At 39.8% G+C, this 21,679-nt stretch carries 22 protein-coding genes; 5 read left to right on the top strand and 17 right to left on the bottom strand.

What is annotated here, in order from left to right; genetic code table 11:
• Positions 1-128 precede the first annotated feature (128 nt).
• The 9 genes from MMP72_RS14470 to MMP72_RS14430 form a co-directional block, all read right to left on the bottom strand.
• Positions 129-2,018, bottom strand: a complete 1,890-nt coding sequence (locus MMP72_RS14470) for a M48 family metalloprotease (RefSeq protein ID WP_241405961.1) — start codon at positions 2,016-2,018, stop codon at positions 129-131.
• A 99-nt stretch (positions 2,019-2,117) separates the two neighbouring features.
• A complete protein-coding gene (gene purF, locus MMP72_RS14465; protein ID WP_241405960.1) occupies positions 2,118-3,656 on the bottom strand; it encodes an amidophosphoribosyltransferase in 1,539 nt (512 codons plus the stop codon).
• Positions 3,657-3,680: 24 nt separating this feature from the next.
• Positions 3,681-4,274, bottom strand: coding sequence for a CvpA family protein (locus tag MMP72_RS14460; protein ID WP_241405959.1), 594 nt, complete (start codon positions 4,272-4,274; stop codon positions 3,681-3,683).
• 1 nt (position 4,275) lies between these two features.
• Complete coding sequence (locus MMP72_RS14455) at positions 4,276-5,283, bottom strand: quinone-dependent dihydroorotate dehydrogenase (protein WP_241405958.1); 1,008 nt, start codon at positions 5,281-5,283, stop codon at positions 4,276-4,278.
• A gap of 118 nt (positions 5,284-5,401) precedes the next feature.
• A complete protein-coding gene (gene gspM, locus MMP72_RS14450) occupies positions 5,402-5,881 on the bottom strand; it encodes a type II secretion system protein GspM (protein WP_241405957.1) in 480 nt (159 codons plus the stop codon).
• Positions 5,881-7,032 carry a type II secretion system protein GspL gene (gspL, locus tag MMP72_RS14445; RefSeq protein WP_241405956.1) on the bottom strand — a complete coding sequence of 384 codons (1,152 nt, stop codon included), beginning with the start codon at positions 7,030-7,032 and terminating at the stop codon, positions 5,881-5,883. The genes gspM and gspL overlap by 1 nt, the downstream gene beginning before the upstream one ends.
• A 38-nt stretch (positions 7,033-7,070) precedes the next feature.
• Positions 7,071-7,526, bottom strand: a complete 456-nt coding sequence (locus tag MMP72_RS14440) for a phosphoglycerate mutase family protein (protein WP_241405955.1) — start codon at positions 7,524-7,526, stop codon at positions 7,071-7,073.
• 57 nt (positions 7,527-7,583) lie between these two features.
• Positions 7,584-8,657: an NAD(P)H-dependent glycerol-3-phosphate dehydrogenase gene (locus MMP72_RS14435; RefSeq protein ID WP_241405954.1), complete on the bottom strand. Its 1,074-nt coding sequence runs from the start codon at positions 8,655-8,657 to the stop codon at positions 7,584-7,586.
• 47 nt (positions 8,658-8,704) lie between these two features.
• A complete protein-coding gene (locus MMP72_RS14430) occupies positions 8,705-9,283 on the bottom strand; it encodes a nitroreductase (protein WP_241405953.1) in 579 nt (192 codons plus the stop codon).
• A gap of 250 nt (positions 9,284-9,533) precedes the next feature.
• On the opposite strand from MMP72_RS14430, the gene MMP72_RS14425 reads away from it, so the two are divergent.
• Positions 9,534-9,914, top strand: coding sequence for a hypothetical protein (locus tag MMP72_RS14425; RefSeq protein ID WP_241405952.1), 381 nt, complete (start codon positions 9,534-9,536; stop codon positions 9,912-9,914).
• Positions 9,915-9,969: 55 nt separating this feature from the next.
• Here the strand turns inward: MMP72_RS14425 and MMP72_RS14420 are convergent, their stop codons facing one another.
• Positions 9,970-10,200 carry a hypothetical protein gene (locus MMP72_RS14420; protein WP_241405951.1) on the bottom strand — a complete coding sequence of 77 codons (231 nt, stop codon included), beginning with the start codon at positions 10,198-10,200 and terminating at the stop codon, positions 9,970-9,972.
• 151 nt (positions 10,201-10,351) lie between these two features.
• Positions 10,352-11,542, bottom strand: coding sequence for a phosphoglycerate kinase (locus MMP72_RS14415; protein WP_241405950.1), 1,191 nt, complete (start codon positions 11,540-11,542; stop codon positions 10,352-10,354).
• A gap of 140 nt (positions 11,543-11,682) precedes the next feature.
• On the opposite strand from MMP72_RS14415, the gene MMP72_RS14410 reads away from it, so the two are divergent.
• Positions 11,683-12,066, top strand: a complete 384-nt coding sequence (locus MMP72_RS14410; RefSeq protein WP_004671539.1) for a DUF2237 domain-containing protein — start codon at positions 11,683-11,685, stop codon at positions 12,064-12,066.
• Positions 12,066-12,659, top strand: coding sequence for a Maf family nucleotide pyrophosphatase (locus tag MMP72_RS14405; RefSeq protein ID WP_241318418.1), 594 nt, complete (start codon positions 12,066-12,068; stop codon positions 12,657-12,659). Before MMP72_RS14410 ends, MMP72_RS14405 begins: the two co-directional genes overlap by 1 nt.
• Here MMP72_RS14405 and MMP72_RS14400 read toward each other — a convergent pair.
• Positions 12,656-13,540 carry a LysR family transcriptional regulator gene (locus MMP72_RS14400; protein WP_241318416.1) on the bottom strand — a complete coding sequence of 295 codons (885 nt, stop codon included), beginning with the start codon at positions 13,538-13,540 and terminating at the stop codon, positions 12,656-12,658. The genes MMP72_RS14405 and MMP72_RS14400 overlap by 4 nt on opposite strands.
• 119 nt (positions 13,541-13,659) lie before the next feature.
• Between MMP72_RS14400 and MMP72_RS14395 the strand changes: the two genes are divergently transcribed.
• Complete coding sequence (locus MMP72_RS14395) at positions 13,660-14,349, top strand: NAD(P)H-dependent oxidoreductase (RefSeq protein ID WP_241318413.1); 690 nt, start codon at positions 13,660-13,662, stop codon at positions 14,347-14,349.
• A gap of 78 nt (positions 14,350-14,427) precedes the next feature.
• Here MMP72_RS14395 and MMP72_RS14390 read toward each other — a convergent pair whose 3' ends face one another.
• Positions 14,428-15,918: an MFS transporter gene (locus MMP72_RS14390; protein ID WP_241318411.1), complete on the bottom strand. Its 1,491-nt coding sequence runs from the start codon at positions 15,916-15,918 to the stop codon at positions 14,428-14,430.
• 127 nt (positions 15,919-16,045) lie between these two features.
• On the opposite strand from MMP72_RS14390, the gene MMP72_RS14385 reads away from it, so the two are divergent.
• Positions 16,046-16,633, top strand: a complete 588-nt coding sequence (locus tag MMP72_RS14385; RefSeq protein WP_241318409.1) for a TetR family transcriptional regulator — start codon at positions 16,046-16,048, stop codon at positions 16,631-16,633.
• On the opposite strand, the gene cpaB is transcribed toward MMP72_RS14385, so the two are convergent.
• The 4 genes from cpaB to MMP72_RS14365 form a co-directional block, all read right to left on the bottom strand.
• Entirely contained in the window at positions 16,630-17,250 is a 621-nt protein-coding gene (gene cpaB / locus MMP72_RS14380; RefSeq protein ID WP_241318407.1) for a metalloprotease secretion chaperone CpaB, read from the bottom strand. The genes MMP72_RS14385 and cpaB overlap by 4 nt on opposite strands.
• A 14-nt stretch (positions 17,251-17,264) precedes the next feature.
• A complete protein-coding gene (gene cpaA, locus MMP72_RS14375) occupies positions 17,265-19,043 on the bottom strand; it encodes a metalloendopeptidase CpaA (RefSeq protein WP_241318405.1) in 1,779 nt (592 codons plus the stop codon).
• Between the two features lie 414 nt (positions 19,044-19,457).
• Positions 19,458-20,711, bottom strand: a complete 1,254-nt coding sequence (locus MMP72_RS14370) for a beta-lactamase family protein (RefSeq protein WP_241318403.1) — start codon at positions 20,709-20,711, stop codon at positions 19,458-19,460.
• An 80-nt stretch (positions 20,712-20,791) separates the two neighbouring features.
• Positions 20,792-21,646 carry a MaoC/PaaZ C-terminal domain-containing protein gene (locus MMP72_RS14365; RefSeq protein WP_241318401.1) on the bottom strand — a complete coding sequence of 285 codons (855 nt, stop codon included), beginning with the start codon at positions 21,644-21,646 and terminating at the stop codon, positions 20,792-20,794.
• Between the last annotated feature and the right edge of the window lie 33 nt (positions 21,647-21,679).

Here is a 21,679-nt window from a genome sequence, read left to right as displayed (position 1 = left end):
TTGAACCAATTTAAAAATATAAAATTTAGACACTAGATTTGGCAATTTTAACATTGCGCACCCCAATTTTTATACGCTGCTCAGCGAAGGCATACTGCAAAAGGTGATAGACTCACACAAAATTTGTTTTAGATAATCATCAAACTATTTTTCTTTTGCATTTGTTCAACAACGTCTTTGGTCTCAAAACCCAAACGCCAATACAACAGCTCTAAAACATCCAGCTCATCTTGAGTAATAATACGATCACTCCATAAACATCTTTCAGCAATGGCTAAAATATTCAGACGATCACGTAATAACAACCCAGATACATCATTCAAAATTTCTGCTAGATCAAGTGGCTCATCCGAAATGTCTGCATAAATTTGCATCTCATCGTCAGTTAAAAGAAATTTTAATATGCGTTCGCGTACTTCAAGTTGATTGGGGCTATTAATTTGTTGTACATGCAATAAAGCATCGATCAAATGTACAATCTGCGACTTCACATCTTCAAATGCTGCTGGCAGATGGGCTGGCATCAAATTTAACTCATACTTCACTCGTTCTAACAACAAAGCATCGAGTAAGCCGACTTCTCCATCCGCTTGAGTAATAGATGCCAACTTGGTTAAAAACTGACGTGCAATACTGGTTGGCATATGACCAATATTTTTACATGCATCATGGAAAATCTGGACATGAATTCGTCCATCTAAATTTAACAATGCATCAACGATGGCATGACTTACTGGCGCATCTTGTGGAATAAACTCGCGGTATTGGCGAATCATTAAAATCGCCACCATAATCTCTCGGGAGCCTGTCGCCGTCTGCATTGCTCTTTGAATCAATTCTGGGCGTTTCTTATGCTTACGCACGTCAGGGTTTAGCGGTTTAATCGCATCATTCAATGCAAAACTAATCGGAGACAACCGCAGCAAAGGTAATGGCTGAGGTGAACTCCAAGGTGTTGTCGCATTGGTCATTTCCTCTTCCAAGGAGCGGAACAAACTAAATAAAGGACGACTGCGCAATTTCCTGAGATTTTCTAATTGTAAATCTTGTAATAATGTCGGATTTAACTCGTAAATTCGCTCTTTAATACTTGGATGAATATTCATCCAACTTTGTGGACTAAGTGAATTGGCAAAGCACATATGTGAAATAGATTCAGAATATGCACTGTGAATTTGCGAACCTGAGTGATGTACATAGATACGCAATAGCGTTTGAATATTGGCATTATTATTCATCAAATGCATGGTTTTCAAATCATTGCGAAAGGTTCGACCACTCAAGGTTAAATATTTAATAAAGCGCGTAATTAAGATACCTAAACTACCGATTAACCAAATCACCCCACCAATCGCAACAAAAATGGTTTCAAACTTATTACGACGTTTAGTTGCATAAGGGCTATAACCAGCCTGTGCTAATTTACTGCCCCACTGACTAAAGGTGGTTAAGCCGCTATATAAAATTTTAAGCTTGGTATTTTCAACGGCTTCACCCGATAAAATTTGATTAAACTCATAACTCAGTAAACCATACAGCTCTAACTCATCTAGATTTTGCAATGCCCCCCAAGTCAAAATAATCACAATATCTTGAGATTTAAAACCTGCCGTTAGCGCATTCACGCCCACTTCATCAGGCAATACGTAGACTGCTGGCGTATCGATTGCAAAGCTATTTGCAACTTGCTCCACCACTTTTAATGCCGTATTTTCTTCTGGGGTACTTTCATCAAAAATCAAACGTCGAGCTTTCAACTGCTTTGCGAGTGAATGCCCACCTTCACGCAGTACATAAAGTTCAGCACCGACTGACCACAACATGACAAAAATCAGTAAAGCGATAAAATAGGGACTAAGTGCATGCCACCAAATCAGTTGGGTATAATCAAAGAAATGTACAACCAAACCCAAAATTAAATTGAGAATAAAAACGGTCAACAACATCGCAAGCCAACAAAAACTCATTGACCATACGATGCTTTTATTTTCAATTAAATAATGGCTCATTTCTTTCAATGTAAATTTTCCTGATTACATTGTTTATATTAGGATTGCGTAGCCACCATCATAGAATAAAAAAGCGGGAAATTCCCGCTTTTCTATAAATGAAGTACGTTACTCTTCTTTGATTCCAGTTAAATCAACTGAAGCTGCATCAATGTTTACATCAATATAACCATCGGCCTGTTTCTTCGCCGTGTCATTACGCTTTTGTTCAAGATCAGCCAAATATGCCTTGTCGATACCACCAGCCACGTAAACACCATCAAACACAGAGCAATCAAACTCTGTTAAATCAGGTACTTTACTGGTACGTACAGCATCTTTCAAATCTTCCAAATCTTGGAAAACTAAGCGATCCGCACCAATAATGTCGCGAATTTCTTCAACGGTACGTTCTGAAGCGATTAATTCTGATTTTGCTGGCATATCAATACCGTACACGTTTGGATATTTCACCATCGGTGCGGCTGAAGCAAAGAAAACTTTTTTCGCACCTGAATCACGTGCCATTTGAATGATTTCATTACAAGTTGTACCACGTACAATCGAATCATCAACCAATAGAACATTTTTGCCTTTAAACTCAAGTTCTACAGGATTCAGTTTTTGACGCACTGATTTTTTACGCTGTTGCTGACCTGGCATAATAAAGGTACGTCCGATATAACGGTTTTTCATAAAACCTTCACGGAATTTCACACCTAAAATATTGGCCAACTCTAAAGCAGAAGTACGACTGGTATCAGGAATTGGAATCACAACATCAATATCGTGTTCCTCACTCCACTCTTTTAAAATCTTATATGCAAGTTTTTCGCCCATTTTCAAACGAGCTTTATAAACTGAAATACCATCAATGATTGCATCAGGACGTGCAAAATAGACGTATTCGAAAATACATGGACGATATTCTGGATTGACTGCACACTGTTTACTAAATAATTGACCATCTGAATCAATAAAGATCGCTTCGCCTGGCTCAATATCACGCTCAATTTTAAAACCAAGTGCAGTAATCGCCACCGATTCTGAGGCAATAATATATTCAGTGCCTTGTGCAGTTTCTCGTGAGCCATAGATTAAAGGACGAATTCCGTTTGGATCACGAAAACCCACTAAACCATGACCTGTCACCATTGCAACCACACCATAAGCACCTTTACAACGCTCATGTACACGAGAGACGGTATGAAACATATCTTCAGGTGTTGGGTTCAATGTGCCACACTTTTGTAACTCATGGGCAAATACGTTAAGTAGAACTTCCGAATCAGAATCCGTATTCATATGACGTAAATCTGTTTTAAACAGATCATCATGAATTTCTGCTGCATTGGTTAAGTTACCATTATGAGCAAGCGTAATACCGTACGGAGAGTTCACATAAAATGGTTGAGCTTCAGCACTACTGGATGAACCGGCTGTTGGATAACGAACGTGTCCAATACCATAGTTTCCAAGTAAAGCACGCATGTGACGAGTATGGAATACATCACGTACCATACCGTTATCTTTGCGGAGAAATAAACGCCCTTGATCGCAAGTTACGATTCCTGCTGCATCCTGTCCTCGATGTTGCAACATCGTCAAGGCATCAAATAACATTTGGTTTACTGGCGATTTACCGGCAATCCCAACAACTCCACACATAGCAACCTCGCGACAAGCTAGCGATTAATAAAAAGGATTTTTCGTCGAATGATCAGCGCGATGATCGATTGAAGCACGTTCTGATTCATTCATTTCAGTTGAAGGGCGATGTAATAACGCACCTTCGGAAGTCATTTGATTTAAAGCTTGATTTGCAGCATCTTTGGATAACTCAGTAGCCAAAGGCGCATAGGGTAATAGAATTTGTACAAATTTCGACTGTTTCCAGTGGGGTGAGCTCTCAACCCAAGGCCCTAAACCTTGCATCGTGACCAAAACGATTAACAGTCCTTTTAATGAACCAAAAGCACCGCCTGCTACACGATTTAATGGGCCCAATTTTAAAGTTTTCAAGAGACCATTCAACAGTGCGGAAACAATCCACGTACACACCACAATGATCAGTACGATAAAAGCAAACGCTGCAATTTTTTGCACAACAGGATCTTGGCTTAGACTGCTCATTGCAGGTGCCAATACGACAGCGTACTTTGCTCCGACGATCAAAGCGAATATCCATCCGACCAAGTTCGCAAAGGCTTTTATAAATCCTTGACGCAAACCGTTCAGCCCTCCAATGAGCAAGATGATCAGAATAATGATATCAAGCGTGTTCATTTCACAATGTCATCGCGTTTACACAATCTTTCACAAGCACTGGACCGGTATAAATCAGCCCACTATAAATTTGAATTAAGCTTGCGCCTGCCTGCTGTTTTGCTACAGCTTGATCGCCAGATAAAATACCACCGACCCCAATTAACGGAATTTTTCCTTTCAAGACCGTAGAGAACTGGCGTAAGCATTCGGTACTCTTTTCAAATACTGGCGCACCAGACAAACCACCTGCTTCCTCACCATTTGGTAGATTTTCTACCCCTTCACGTCCTAAGGTCGTATTGGTCACAATCAAACCATCAATTTTAAATTTCAACAATTGTGCTGCAATAAAATTAATATCTTCTGGTGTTAAGTCTGGTGCAACTTTCAATACTAAAGGAACATAATGATTATATTGTTGAGAAAGTTCGAGTTGTCGATCTTTCAATGTTTTTAACAACTCTGTAAGTGCATCACCACTTTGTAAACTGCGTAAATTCTTAGTATTCGGAGATGAAATATTGACGGTAATATAAGACGCGTAGTTATACACTTTCTCTAAACAAATCAAATAATCTGAAACAGCATCTTCAACAGGCGTATCGGCATTTTTTCCGATATTAATGCCTAGGACACCTTTAAAGTTTGCTGCTTTCACATTTTCAATCAGTTGATCAACCCCATCGTTATTGAACCCCATACGGTTAATAATTGCTTTTGCTTGAGGGATACGAAATAAACGAGGTTGAGGATTACCTGCTTGTGGGCGTGGTGTGATGGTACCGATTTCGATAAAACCAAAACCCAATGCCGCTAAGGCATCAATATGTGCACCATTTTTATCTAAACCAGCAGCGAGACCGACAGGATTTGGAAACGCTATGCCCATACATGTCACAGGTTTTGCTGGGACTTTTTGATGCATTAAACCGAATTTTTGAGCTTTACCGAGCATGGAGAGTGTGAGTTCATGCGCACGTTCAGGTGCTAAGGTAAACAACAAAGGGCGCGCCAATGAATATAACATACCAATCACAGTCTACTGATTTTCAAGTAACCATATTATAGGCACAGGCTCAACAAAACACCATGCTTAGCATGGAGTTATTTTAGGTTCTGCTGACATTTCAACCACGCATGAGTTGTTATTGTACTGTTGCAGTCAATTTGATCTGGTTATTGCTCGAAACCATCTCCATCTTTACCACGCTCAGCCCCATTTGAGACAGTTGCATCAAAAAGTTTGCCAGTACCGCATAGTTTTTATGTTCAGCTACGATCTGAATCTGCTCGCCACTTGGCTGCGATGAAACAGCAAGTCCCTGTTGTTGCGCTGTACGTTGAATCTTATCTGCGGCAGAAAGTTCAAGATCATTTGCAGGTTTCATGGTCGCAGCATTACTCTGCATCCACACGGTTAAATCTTTTAATTCATTGACACGCTTTTGTTGCTGATTCGCCAAAGCATGCATTTTCCATACAGCCGTGCCAATGATAACCACGACGACAAAAATAGTCGTAAAAATCACCAGAATACGTTCACGTACCGATAAAGCCTGTAAATACTGATCTAAAGCTTCTACTTTCTGATCGAAGAAATTTTGTAATTGCGTTAATGCTTTCATTATTTTACTTTTACCGTCCCAATCGCACCGACACTGTCTGCTTGTACATTGCCCAATTCAGCTTGAAAACCTTGTTGATTGAGTTGCTGTACCAATGCTTGTAAATCATTGGCTGAGTTGGCTTTCAAAGCCATCGACAAGACCGATGCATCAAAATTCATTTGTTGAGCCACAATCTGATTCTGCATCAAAATAGGTCCGACACGACTCAGTAATGAGAGTGCCTGTGCATCACCAAGTCGACTCATACGCAACTGGCTTTCAAACTGACTTTTAATATTTTGCTCAGTCACACGACTGTTTTCGCCAAACCAAGATTTATATTGATCAACAGCTTGTAATGCGGTCTGATCAGCAACCTTTTTAAGCTTTGACCAACGCAAAGCATCATAACCCAACTGGACAAAAATCACGGCCATCAAAACCACAGCAGCAGCTTTCCAATAGCCAGACCATTGTATATCCGTATTTCTAGCTTTTGGGAAAACATTAAAAGGGTGTTGCTTCACTCTGGAAAGCTGCTGGAATTGGTAACTAAATTCAGTGCGCTGCTCTCGGCTAGAAACAGTCGCCAAGTGATCTAACTGACTGGCATTTAAATTTGCAAATAGGTAATGTGTTTCGGCTGGCGGAAACTCTAAAAACAAGCCTAAATCATCGACTGAGTTACCTAACCAAGCATTTTCTCTGACCAGTAAATGATCATAAAGATTGACCAGCACCACTTGATGCTTTTCAGGATTGGCTTCTGGTTCAGGCAAAATCAAGAAATCGGGTAGAAAAGCAACAATTTCAATCGGCAATAAACTCAACGCATGCTGCCATGTTTCGATTGTTGATTGAGCAACCCCTAAAATATTCAATTGATCCTGATGAAAATGATGTACCACTTTCATTTGATCAATCGGCAAAGTCACATACTCTTCCAATAGATATTTGACGCCCTCTGGGCCTAATTGCTTGTAATGCGTCTTTGTCATCGGTTGCTGCAACATTTGAGCATTGCGGCTTGGAAAATAAATAGCGGCTTCTTTTCCACTATGCTCTTGCAAGTCTTGAATCAATTGTTCAAGACTATTTGCCTGCAACCAATTTTCCCCAGTCGACCAATACCATGTTCCATTGGTTTCGGGCATCCATATATACAACATAGGTGTTTAGTACTCTTATTCTATTGCGGAAATATCCGTTATATCGTTGGAATAAAGCCATTCTTTTGCGTAGATAAACCATTGGCAATAACTGCTTGGTCATAAATCCGCGCTTCAGCCAATGCAAATGGTTGAAAACGTTCAAGTGTTAATTGCTCTGCAATATGCGCAATAACATTCATATGACAAACCACGGCAATGGATTCATACGGCAGTTTTGATAACCATTCAATTGCACCTTTCGCATCATCATCTGGTTTAATCTTATCGCAAATTAAAATAGGAATTCCTGCAAAATGCGCCTTGATATGCGCTAATGTTTCTTGAGCACGTAATAATGGACTCACCACAAAAATCTCAGGTTGAATCACATCTTTGAGAAAATGCCCTGTTTGCTCAGCTTGTTGATGTCCACGTTCAGTCAATGGACGCTGTATATCATTTCCATTGATTGCTGGAGACGCTTCACCGTGACGAACTAATGTAAGTTGCATAACATAACCTTATTTTTTATATCGCTATATTAACCATGATTGATGACAGTTTTTTGATTAGACTTCATGGTGAGGTAAAACAAATTCAACATCACTGCGATGACCATTTTTCATTAAAGATAACGCAATCGTCATTGGTGGTGCATTTTCAAAAATAACTTCATATAAAGCATTGGTAATCGGCATATACACATCCAGTTCGGTGGCTTTAGTACGAACTTGTACAATAGTATTGATCCCTTCTGCCGTTTGCCCCAACTCTTTAGTGGCTTGATCGAGTGTTTTGCCAGAACCTAAGGCAAAACCGATTTGATAATTACGGCTCAATGGACTATTACAGGTCGCAAATAAATCACCGACACCAGATAAACCCAAGAAGGTTAATGGATTTGCACCTTGCTCCACGGCGAAACGACTCATTTCAGCCAAAGCACGCGTTAAAATCATGCTCTTGGTATTTTCGCCAATGTTATAGGCAGCACCCATTCCCATGGCCACAGCATAAATATTTTTGAGTGCCCCACCAAGCTCCACGCCATGTACATCATCACTGCCAAATACACGGAATAATGCGCTATGTAATGCATGTTGTACCGCGTAGCGTACCAACTCTGACTCACTCGCAATCACCGTACCAGATGGCATACTTGCCATAATTTCTTTGGCTAAGTTTGGCCCAGACAACACACCATAAGGCACTTCAGGCAATTCTTCACGGATGATTTCACTCATGAAACTAAAGGTTTTTGCTTCAATCCCTTTCGTGAGTGAAACAACCGCTTGTGCACTAATAAAGGGTGCGATTTGCTTAAGCACATCTCGAAATGAATGACTTGGAATCGCCACCAAAATAATATCGCGATCACGAACAGCCAGCTCTAAATCTGCGACTGCACGTAAAGTCGACTCTAAGGTGTAATCAGGTAAATAGCGTTTATTGACGTGTGTTTGATTGATTTCCTCAGCAACGGCTGCGTCACGAATCCAAATCATGGTATCGCAACCATTCCGCGCAGCTAAATTAGCCATTGCGGTACCAAAACTACCACCACCGAGAACAGTGATTCTTAATGCTGTTTTTTGATCCACTGCAACGGGTTCAACTAAGTCGCTAAATTTTAACTCTGCCATTTTTTATCCTGAAACTAATTTCTTGGTTTAATCATTCAAAAATAAGATTAGGTCGATTGCCATATTTTTACAAAATTCTGACTCTCTATTTCTGCACGTGGTGCAATCGCTTTAGCAGCCGTACCAATATAAATAATACCTGAAATCAAATCTTGCGCTTGCAATCCTAATTGTTGTTTAAGCCAATCTGACTCGACCACAGCACCAGAACGCCACATACTTGCAAAACCTTGCGCCTGCAAAGACAACAAAAGGTTCTGAATGGCAGCACCTGTACTGAGAATCTGCTCAAAATGCGGCACTTTAGGGTGATCTTGCAGCGTTGTTAATGCTAGAACCAACATCGGTGCGCGAAACGGATGATGTTTTGCCCGTTCCAAATGCGTGGGATCTGTTTCACCTAAATCAGCTAAAGCCTTGGCCAAATATTCGCCAAAAGCAGCACGATGCTCGGCTGTGATCACCACAAACCTCGTCGGTTTTAAACGATGATGATCAGGCGCTGTTAATGCAGCTTGAATTGCTTTTTCGAGTTGTTGAGTATTCGGTGCTGGTTCAATTAACTGCCCAATAGATTGACGTTGATGAATATTTTGATGAATTGTCTCTATATTTGAGTCCGTCATTGACATGAATCTAACTAAGGCAAGGATTTTGCTAGATTAGCATAATCTGAATAATTTTCACTATGTCTAATTGGGGCTTGTTGAATATTCATCAATGAATGTCATCGCAGCGTAGAACCCAACACACAATATAGATTAATAGGATAACTCCCCTTACCAAGTGTCATAACAAACTGTACACAAGCTGCAAAAGTAATTAAAAATTATATGTTTCAATAATAAGATGATGTTCATCCCTAGAGAAAAAGCAATGAAAAAAAATTTAGTTCTAAGTTTAATCGGTGGTTTAGCGCTGGGTTTAACTGCATGTGCATCTACCCCAACCAATACTTTGGCCATTCAAAAAGAAAATAATCAATATGAAGTGACCGGTATTGGTAAAACCAGTCTTATTGCTAAAAACAATGCGATTAGTGCTGCACAGAAGACCTGTACTCGCAACACCTCAGCTGTTGTGGTTGATGAAAAAACGGCGTATCAAGGCGTGTTAAAAGGTGTTGTCGATGAACAAACTGGAAGAATGGTCGAAGCTGCCGCGGGTATGCTTGGCACGATTACAGGTACGAAAGCATCTTTATCGAAAGACGATGACTATCAAACAACACTGACCTTTTACTGTAAAGCAAACTAAAATGATATAAAAAAAGCCGATGCATAAGCATCGGCTTCCGTATATCTGTTAAATCTTATTGAAGTTCACTTGCTGCAACTTCTGTATCAGCATCTTCAATATCAGTATTGTGTTCGTCTAAGACTGGCTGATCAAGCGCATCAATCGCTGCTTGTTGTGCAGTTGTTGTTTGAACTGACTCAGCTTCTGCTTGTTCAGCAGTTTTCGCTTCTTCTTTCTTTGCACAGGCAGTCAACACCATGACTGGCGCAATCATTAAAGCAATAAGTGTTAATTTCAAATTCATTATAGCTTCCCATCATCACTGGTTAGTTTGATGACAATGATATGTCAACAATATGACATTTTTATGACTACAAGACAGCATAAAAGAAAAAGAGCCGATTTTCATCGACTCTCCTCATCCATCTTTTCTTATAAATCAAAAGATTAAATCTTTATTGAGCACGCTCAATTAATACCGCTACAGCAGGTAAAGTTTTGCCCTCTACAAATTCCAAGAATGCACCACCGCCTGTTGAGATATAACCAATTTGATCAGCAACTTCATATTTATCAATTGCAGCAAGTGTGTCACCGCCACCCGCAATGGAGAAACCAGCTGACTCAGCGATTGCAAGTGAAAGTGCTTTCGTACCTTCACCAAACTGATCAACCTCAAATACACCCACTGGACCATTCCAAAGGATCGTTTTTGAGGATTTTAAGATTTCAGCAAAGGCTGTTGCCGTTTCTGGACCAACGTCTAAAATCATGTCAGTGTCAGTCACATCTTCAACTTTTTTCACAACGGCTTGGGCATTTGCCAAAGAACCTAAGAAATCATCAAAGTTGATTTGACTTGCATCAGCAACCACAACATCAGTCGGTAATGGAACACTCACCTTTGCAGCAATTTGTTTCGCAGTTTCAATCAAGTCAGCTTCATAAAGTGATTTACCCACATTGAAGCCAGCAGCAGCCAAGAATGTATTTGCAATACCGCCACCAACAATCAATTGATCACAAAGCGTTGATAATGAATTTAATACATCCAGCTTAGTTGATACTTTAGAACCTGCAACGATTGCCACCATTGGCTTTTCAGGGGTTTGCATAGCACGACCCAATGCATCTAACTCAGCAGCCAATAAAGGACCAGCAGCAGCAACTTGAGCAAAACGAGCAGCGCCTTCAGTTGAAGCTTCTGCGCGATGCGCTGTACCAAATGCATCCATCACGAAAACATCACAAAGTGCAGCATATTTCTTTGCAAGCTCTTCGTTATTTTTCTTTTCGCCATGGTTGAAACGAACGTTTTCAAGTAATACCACTTGGCCCGCTTCAACTTCAACGCCATCTAAATAATCAGTCAATAATTTAACGTCTTGACCCAAAGCTTTACTTAAGTAAGCGGCTACAGGTGCAAGTGATTGTTCTGGTTTTGGCTCACCCTCTACAGGACGACCAAGATGAGAAAACACCATAACAGCCGCGCCTTTTTCTAAAGCAGCTTTAATGGTTGGCAATGCTGCACGTAGACGTGCATCGCTGGTAATTTCCCCACTTTTTACAGGAACGTTTAAGTCTTCACGAATAAGAACACGTTTACCTGCTAAATCAAGGTCAGTCATGCGCTGGAAATTCATGGATGGCTCTCTAATTGATTTTAAAAACGGCACAATTTTAAATGATTCTCAAAAATAAAGGTGAGTTTTTTTTGTAGAAAAGCTGCCGAAAGCCTCACTTTTGATTATGATAACTCTCGTCTTTACATCTTTTTATTATTATGTCTATTCATCCAGATCCTAAAATTAACCGTTTAAACGTACTTGGCGAACCTTTAGCCAGTTGTTGTTATGACCCAATTACGGGTTACTTTCGTAATGGTTTCTGCCACACATCGACGACCGATTTAGGTCAGCACACCATGTGCGTGCAAATGACATCTGAATTTTTAAATTTTTCACAAAAAGTAGGCAATGACCTGATCACGCCGTTGCCAGAAATGAGTTTCCCTGGGCTAAAACCTGGGGATTTTTGGTGTATCTGTGTGACACGTTGGGTGGAAGCCTATGAAGCAGGTCAAGCGCCACCAATCAAACTAAACGCCTGCCATAATGCCGTTCTGCACTATGTTCCGCTCAATATCCTTGTGGAATACGCTGTGTAATGAACCCGTGTGAACTTATTTTGGCTTCAAGCAGCCAAACACGTAAAGATTTAATGGATCGCTTAGGCTTAGCTTATCGCTGCATTTCACCTGATATTGATGAATCGGCAGATGGTGAGATCCATGCTGATGATTTAGCAAAACGTTTGGCTTATGAAAAAGCACGTGTCATTGCAGTACAACATCCCACAGCCATTGTGATCGGTTCTGATCAAGTGGCTTGGCGGGAACACGCACCTTATGCATTTATTGGTAAGCCTTTAACCGTTGAAAATGCCGTTCAACAACTACAAGCCAACTCAGGGAAAACCGTTTTCTTTAGTACAGCTTTAAGCGTTCAACACGCGCAATCGGGTTTTGAAACCACACTGGTTGAACATTACCAAGTGAAATTTCGAACACTCACGCTTGCTGAAATTGAACGTTATATTGAAATTGATCAGCCTTTACATTGTGCTGGCAGTTTCAAGTGTGAACGACTAGGAATTAGTTTGTTTGAGAAAATGCTGGGTGATGATCAAACCACGTTGATGGGCTTACCAATGATTCAATTGTGTAAAATTCTGCGTGGACTTGAGATCAATTTACCTTAAACATCAGTGAACTGCTGCTTAAGCCACTGTTGAAAAGATTGTATCCCCTTGTGCTCTATATGTCGCTTAGGGAGAACGGTGTAATAGCTTAGAGCACTTTCCAACTCAACTTGGCTTGAGCCATTTTCGCCTAACCAACCTTGTGCAACTGATTGCTGCACTAAAATTTTACTGACAACCGCAACCCCTAATCCCGCCAAAGCCGCTTGAATCACCTGATTTTCATCCTCAAAAAAATCAGGTTTCGGATGCCCTTGCTCCAACAATTTCGATAAGCAATCCATATGATCGTGTTTTAATAAATCTGCATTTTTCCACTGAGTCATAAACAGCCGCATCTGCGGTTGATCTGTTAAATTCGCCCAATATTGTTGAGTTGCAAATAAACCAAAAGTGTCTTTGACAACCTCTGTAACGTGAGGATCTTTAAGATCAGCAATACCGTAACGAATCGCCATATCGAAGCTTAAATCATGGTTTATATCAACCAACTGATCATCCGCTTTAATCTGTATATCAATATCGGGATATAACGTTTTAAAATCATTCAATCGTGGCACTAACCACATCGCTGCAAATGAATGTGTAGTGCTTATCGTAATTTTCTTAGAATGGGCTGTAAGTTCAGACAAAGTTTGCTTTAATTCAGAGATCAATTTTGTACTGACCGCCGCAAGCTTTTCACCCTCATCCGTCAACGTTACCATTCTGAATCCTCGGACGAATAATTTAATCCCTAATTCTTTTTCTAATTCACTAATCTGATGTGAAACGGCTGTGGGAGACACATTTAATTCGTGAGCAGCAGCTTTAAAGCTTTTTAATCGTGCCGTTGCTTCAAAAACTTTAATACTATTCAGTGATGGTAATCGCTTGAGCATCCTGCACTTCTTTTCTAGGATGAGAAAAACTCATCTTATACAAAAATAATGTCATTTGTCAGCTCATATACAAATCTTCAAACTTTAAAGTCTGTTCTATAAGATCGAGTAAATTTCAAATGACTACCCTACTACATATTGATGCCAGCGTCCGTTCATTTTATGGTGAAGGTGAAAAACATAGTTCTATCTCTAAAATGTTGGGTCAACATTTAATAAAACATTGGAAAAAACAGCATTCTGATGATCAGATCATTTATCGAGATATTGGAGAGCAAACACCAAACTTTGTATCACAAAAATGGCTTGAAGCGGTATTTACACCAGAGTCCAAACGTACTGATGCACATCGAGTGGTACTGGCTGAATCGGATCAATATATTGATGAAGTTGCAAGCACAGACATTATTTTGATCACCACCCCCATGTATAATTACGGTATGCCTGCCGCACTCAAAGCATGGTTTGATCAAATCATACGAATCAATAAAACCTTTACTTTTGATTTAGCCAGAGGTGACTTTCCGCTTGAACCAATATTTTCAAATAAGACTCTAATTTTACTCAGTTCATGCGGTGAATTTGGTTTTGGTGAAGGTGAAATCAGGGAACATATGAATCATCTTGGCACACACATCAAAGTACTGAGTCATTATTTAGGGGTAAATCAATTCTTTGAAATCCGATCTGAATATCAAGAGTTTGGCGATCAAAGGCATCAAGACTCGCTCCTTGCTGCAAAACAAAAAATTGAGAATCTTGTATCAGCGCTAACCAGAACCTCATCAAAGAAAATGCTCATCGCATAAATAAAATGAGAGAATCGTAGTTCTCATATAACGGCCCCCCCTCATCCAGATGCTTGATTTGAATGAGGGGAATTAAACCTATTCTTCAACTGTAACCACTCTTCTCGGCAAAGCGAACCAAATAAATATCGTCAGTACCAAGAATAAGAATGCAGCAACATTCAACACTGAACGATGTGATTCGCTAAATGCATCTTTCGCAGCTTGCATTACGGTTTCAGCAATCACTGGTGGTAATTGTTTACTGGCTTGCATCGCCTCGCCAATTGAACTGCTGGTTTGTTCTAGCAAATGATGAGGTAAATTGGCTGGAATCACGATCGAGTTGGCATAGAACCACGAAAGCATTAAACCGAAAAAGGCGATGCCTAAACCAGCACCTAGCTCATAAGCCATTCCCTCAATCGCACCTGCTGCCGTTGCCTTGCTGGGAGGAACAGAAGACATAATCGCAGATGTTGAAGCAAGTAAAGCAATCTCTACACTCAGACCAAGTAACACCATCCAAGCCCACGCTTGCATTTGTGCTTGCACAAAATCAGTATTTGCCAGTCCCCACAAACTGATTGCACTCATCAACATACCCAAAGATGCAACTGAACGTAGACCAAAACGGTTCACCAGCAGACTCGCGATCGGACCACCTAAACTAATCGCCACCATAAACGGTAAAATAAATGCCCCTGCTGCGAGTGGTGAAAGTTGATAGACGAACTGAAGCTCTTGAGAAATGAGTAATTCAAAACCGACCAAAGCCATCATGGAAACAATGGCCATCACCACACCCGTAGCAATCACCGGATGCTTAAACAACTGAATATCGATCATGGGTGAAGGCGATGTCAGTTGCTTACGAACAAAACCAATCAATAAACTTAGCCCTACGGCAAAGATGAAAATAGCACTGATCGAAAACCCATGCATGGCAGATTTAATCGCATAAATCATACTCAGAATTGCGACGACAAGAACGATGGCTTGTAATAAATTCAGACTCTGCTTTGGTTGCCCTGCTTGCTTAGGTACGACACAAGCAGCCAAGACCAGAACCAACAACACAATTGGCACATTGATCAAGAATACCGAGCCCCAATGAAAATGCTCCAGTAAAAAACCGCCGACCAACGGACCAAAAGCTGCTCCACCACCACCTACAGTTGCCCAAATACCCAAGGCAAAGTTACGTTGTTTCTCATCCAGAAAGGTATTACGAACCGCAGATAGCGTTGCGGGCAAAATCATTGCCGCACCGACTGCCAATAAAGCACGTGAACCAATCAACGCCCATGCGGTTGAGGAAAATGCAGCCGCTAATGATGCTAGACCAAATAAAACGCCACCAATAATCATCAAACGTTTAAAGCCGATACGATCGCCCAATGCCCCCATCGGCAAAATAAGACCCGCCATGACCAATGAATAAATATCAATGATCCACAACAATTCATTTGCTGATAATGAAAGCGACTCGCTCAATGTCGGGGTCGCAACATGTAAAACGGTTGCATCAATCGAAACAGGGAGATAGATCAATACAACGATTGCAAGAATTAACCACTTGCGTGACATAAATGCCTCTAAATTTGGACAGATGTTCAAGATGCTGCTATTATAATCAAAATTGAACACTTGTCCAATTTTAAAATTTAAGTTAGTTTGTTGCTGTTTGTGACATAGCTCATCAGGTTTGGAAAAAATGGCTTATTTAAATCGAGAACAACGTCGTGAAATGATTTTGCAAGCAGCGATGCACGTTGCTTTAAATGAAGGATTTTCAGCAATGACTGTACGACGTATTGCAACTGAGGCACAAACGTCTACTGGACAAGTTCATCATCACTTTTCGTCAAATTCACATTTAAAAGCTGAAGCTTTTATCAAACTCATGCAACAACTCGATGAAATTGAAAGCCAAGTCAATACCGTAAATTCCTTACAACGCCTGTCCTTATTATTGGGGTGTGAAAACATAGAACAGATTCAACCCTACCTACGCCTTTGGAATGAAGCTGAAGTTTTAATTGATCAAGATCAAGAAATAAAAAATGCCTACAACATTGCGATGCAGGATTGGCATAGGTCTATTGTTAAAATGATTGATGAAGGCAAAACGCATGGTGAGTTTCAATTTGAATCAAACAGCCAAGACATTGCTTGGCGATTGATTGCATTTGTGTGTGGACTCGAAGGGATTTATAAACTAGGGCTCAATGGTCTAAATGAAGCAGATTTCAAACGTCATACCGAAGTCATACTCCGTGCTGAGTTAAATGCCAGACCTTAGTGTTCATGATCATGCAACTCATGATCCTCAACGCCTTCATCCATACGCTGCACAAGACCCTGACCGTTTTTGATTTCAGCGGTATAGTTTCCTTTATCGCTATAAATCTGAATAATCGTATACTGATCTTTTTGACTTTGAGTAATGGTAAAGAAATTTCGCTCAGGACTTCCTTGTTGGAAACGCCCATGCCAGCGAAAAATATCATCATCTACTTTTTCAATTTCAACAATTTCACCACTACGATTTAACCCATACTCAAGCATTTGAAACTTGACAATATCTCCGATATTTTTGGTTTCAATAATGTTTTGGTTATAACGAACCGCCATTCCTTTGCCACTTTTTGACAATGGTAATGCACTGCTCACTTTCAAATCGTTATCTTGAATTTCATGAAACAAAACCGTTTCTTTTGCGGCTATTTCCAATGCCGATTTAGAAAGATTTAAGTTTTCTCTCGGAAAAATTGAAAGCTCTGGAGTTGATGACTTTATTTTTGTTGAGGCATCATCTTGTGTTGATGCAGCAACATGATCTGGCTTTAAGAAGAAAATTAAACCTGCGGTCACGATGAACGTGACCACAAGTAGAAAAATAATTTTTGAATGTTTCATGTTCTAAAAATCACTTAATTGTATTGTGAAATTCGGACTGCCGTCGTATTAATCACGCTGACTGCATCCTTTTTACCTTCTTCACCTAAACGCACACCATATTTAGGATTATACAGATAAGGACTAGAATAAAAATTCAGATTGTTACCACCCAATGCCGTACTTCCTAACGGATGAGCAAAACCTGAACCAATATTGGTAGAATCATTGTGATATATACCCAAATTATGTCCTACCTCATGACGCATAGCTGCAACCGAACATCCAGCAATATCATTCGCACCAATCATATTATAAGCACTTGCATTAATCCAAGCCCAACCACAACCACCAGCGCCAGGCTCATTACCCTGATAATACACACCATCCGCTAAAACTCGTTTTCGTTCACTTTGCACGGTTGTATCAGAACGACCAACATAGATTGCATCCAATAAGGTTGCTGCTGGCATCTTATAAGTTATGTATCCAGTTTGTCTTAAATAAAACTTAGCAGATGAGTTTTCAGCCGTAATATTGGTTAAATTTAATCCTTCGATGAGACGAAGTTTTGCGGCGCTTTCTCCAATGATTGAAGATACTTCAGGACTGTTGACGAATAACATATCAATGGTATAACTATCGATAGCCCAGCCTTGACTGGTGAAGATAAAACGACGATTTTCATCCTTCTTTATCGTCGTCGATAAACCATTCGCAGCCAGAATAAAACTATCTGTATCCGCTGTTGACGATAAGATGACTTTATCACCGACCTGTGCGCCTGTAGGTAAGTTGATCGTTTGTTTCCAATTATTATTCGAGATTTTTACTTTTAGTGTAGGTTCAGTCATATTTGGCAGAACGGAAGCAATATTACTATTTGCATCAATCGTCTTGGTTGGTGCAGACATCAAGACCCAATGACCTTTATCACTTACAAACATAAATTCGTATTGATCACCTGTTTTAAGGCTCAACGTTGCACTACTATTCGTGTTGGTATTATTAATTTTGGCTGACCAAGTCGCAGTTGATTTTATCCAAATACGGTCACGATCATTCGCAGTCGTTGGTAAGCTAAAGTTTGAAACCCAATTTGCATCCGCAAAGTTAATTTCTGTCACGGGGGTAGTCACCGCACTTAAACTTGCCCCAATATCTTTTACATTAATTTTTACAGGTTTAATAAACTCAGGTATCCATTTCTGTAATTGAGCATTGTATTTCAACCAATATTCACTTCCCTTGTTAAGGTTGAAGCTACTTGGGAACAGTAAATTATCTTTAGAAATTGCTGATGGGTACGCAGCAGTAGACGTGATTTGAACCAAAGTACCATCATTAACATTTGATGGTAGCGCGATCGTTTTCGCCCACTTACCATCAGCAAGTAGAATATGCTGCAATTTCGTATTATTCAGTGCAATTTCTTCAAATTGCGCACCATTGGTTGGACTAACAGCCTCAAGCTGAGTCACCCATTTTTTCAGGTTTGCATCATATACAAACTGGAAAGTATCACCACTTTGAATTTCAAGTACTTCAATCGGCAAATTTGTATTGGACGTATCTAAATAACTGTTCCAGCCCGCACTCGATTGAATGGTGATCTTGTCTTGGTGATTGGCAGTATTTGGCAAGTATATATTTTTTACCCAATTTCCATTCGATAAAATAAATTTCAAATCAGCATGGCCATTTGGAATACTGCCACTATTGTTAATTTGATTTGGAGATAATGTCGTTGAAGCATATACAGCTGAAGTGACCAGTACGCCAGCCAAACAAATCGCTTTGAGCCCAAATTTCATTTATAGATCCTTTTTTGTGTATTTTTTACACAGAAAACTTTAACAAAATGAAGCACCATCATCAAGCTTTAATTTTTTAAATATTCATTAAATATCATTAATTTATTTTTATCACAATTGTATAGATATATGTTCCTCAGCTCAAATTTACGTGCAATAACACCGATTGAGCAATCAATTTAGACCTTACTTAACACTACTGCTAAATTCTGGCAATAAATGAGTGATTGGGCACAAAAAGACCGCTATTGTTTAGTTTTTATAAATAATAGTAGTCTTTAATTACTTAACTTTAAATACCAGCAACTGACTATTAATAATTTTAATTACCTTATCAAGCTTCAACTAAATTTAGCATTCAAACCATGATTTTCTAAACATTATTAAAGTTCAACTTATTTGCAAAAAGGTGGTTTAAAACCACCCTTTTCGACCAGTCAGAGCCGCATCTGCACAGCGTAGGGCTTCTTGGCTTAATCCCCACAAACGATAATCCCCTGTTGCTGATGTGATATTAAAATTATGCGTATATGCAAAACTAAGTTCACGATCAGGATCACACCAAGCGCCTGAACCATTAAAACCGATATGCCCAAAACCATGCTTAGTTGCTTTACCTAAGGTCAAAATACGGTGATAACCTAAACGCCAATGCATTGGAATGGGCATTACCCGATCACGAGCCTTGCTTTGAACGGTACTAAGCTGCTCGAACACCTCTGAACGAATTAACTGTTGTCCATTCCACAGCCCTTTATTGGCAAGCATGGCATACACTTTCGCAAGACTGTCTGCCGTAAACACCCCATTTGCAGCTGGAATCGCTGCTTGTAAACCGACATCACTAAAAAAACTAAAACCACGCATGCCCTTAGGAATCATCGCATCTTGGAAATCTTGAGGATTTTGTCCAGAGAGTCGTAATAATTTTTCAGACCAAGAGGCTTTACGAGGTTGATCATGTTTTTTCGTTGATGGTTTCGGTGACGTAGGAACTTTTGGCCTTTCTAAAAGACGAGCTACACGAGTTAATTCCTGTTCTGGCACGCCAAAATACGCACCATCCAACGCCAAAGGCTGAACTAAATAACGTTCCATTAACCAGCTTAGAGGTTGTTTTGCCGCTTTTTCCAATATCCCACCGACGATCCAGCCATAAGTCAGTGGTTGATATGCAAAACCTTGACCTGCTGTAAAACGTGGCGTTGCTACTGCAACAACATTTAACATATGCGACCAATCCAGCATTTCTTTCGCTTCATCAATCATATTGCGGATATCAAACAAACCGCTTTGATGGGATAAGACATGACGCAAGGTCATATTGGCCTTACCATTTTGAGCAAATTCAGGCCAATACTGTGCAATCGGTGTATCGTAATCAAGTAAGCCTTCACTCACCAAAATATGTGCAAGTGTTGCCAAAACACCCTTACCTGTTGAATAACACATCGACAAGGTATCGGATTGCCAATCTTCTTCGTGAGATTTTTTACCTGTAAAAATATCGACAACTTTTTGCCCTTGGAAATAGACGACTAAAGCAGCGCCGCCTAAGTGACTTCGAGCATCTTGCAAACGGCTAAATTGTTTTGCTAGGTCAATAAACCGTTCATCCACATTGCCATGATAATGATGCGTATCAGCAAATAAAATTTCTTTCATCAATGCACATATCCTTATAATATTTATGTTTTTAGAATATCCCTCTTGCGGACAAAAGGGATAACTCAAAATACAATTTCGTATTAAAGTGCTTTTATAGCACCTGCAACATGTGGCTTTTTAGACTTCAGATTACGAATCAAGAACTCAGTTTGCTTCGCTTCAGCAGCAGTCAAAAACTCAACTTTTGAAGGCAAGTACATTGGTAATTTGAACCAAACATCAGCTTCATAAGCCTCTGGAAGTTCAATGCTTGCCAACGCTTTCGCCTTGCTCCACATCCCATGAGCAATCGCTTGTTTGAAACCAAAAGCCTTTGCTGTTACTGCATGAATATGAATCAGGTTAAAATCTCCTGAAATCTTTGCATAACGGCGACCTGTATTCTCAGAGATATCCCACTCGCCTTGAACTTGATAATCAGGTGCTTGATTCTCTTTGGCTTTCTCAACCGCTTTTTTCTCAGTTTTTTGGCGAGATAGATAAGTGGTTAAGCTTTCCATCACCACTTCACCACCCACCTTAGCCGTGGTGATAAAGTCAAACTGTAAACCCTTATCATGTGGCTGGAGTTCACCAAATTTACATGACAAAGTAATTTGCTCATTTACACCAATGTTGCGTGTTTGCTTAATTTGATTACGGATATGCACCAAACCTAAAATCGCAAATGGAAATGCTTCACTGGTCATCATGTGCATTTGCAAACTTTGAGACAAAACAGCTAAATAGATGGCAGGTACGAAACCATCATTTTTAAAACCACAGATTTCGTTGTAGCTTTCTAAGTGTTTTGTATCAATTTTAAGTGTATCCACCACATACTCAACTTGTGGCAATACTTTTTCGCCTTTTGGCTTTTTGAAAATTAAACCTTGAATGACTTTTGGATAAGCTAAATAAGGTTTTGGTAATTGACTAAAATGGCGTGTATTCATAAGAAACCTTTCAATATTTTTTATAAAAAAGGG

Source organism: Acinetobacter sp. NIPH 2699, from assembly GCF_022549355.1.
Taxonomy (GTDB): Bacteria; Pseudomonadota; Gammaproteobacteria; order Pseudomonadales; family Moraxellaceae; genus Acinetobacter.
The sequence above is the reverse complement of the archived record's forward strand: the minus strand, read 5'-3'. Positions and strand labels throughout refer to the sequence as shown.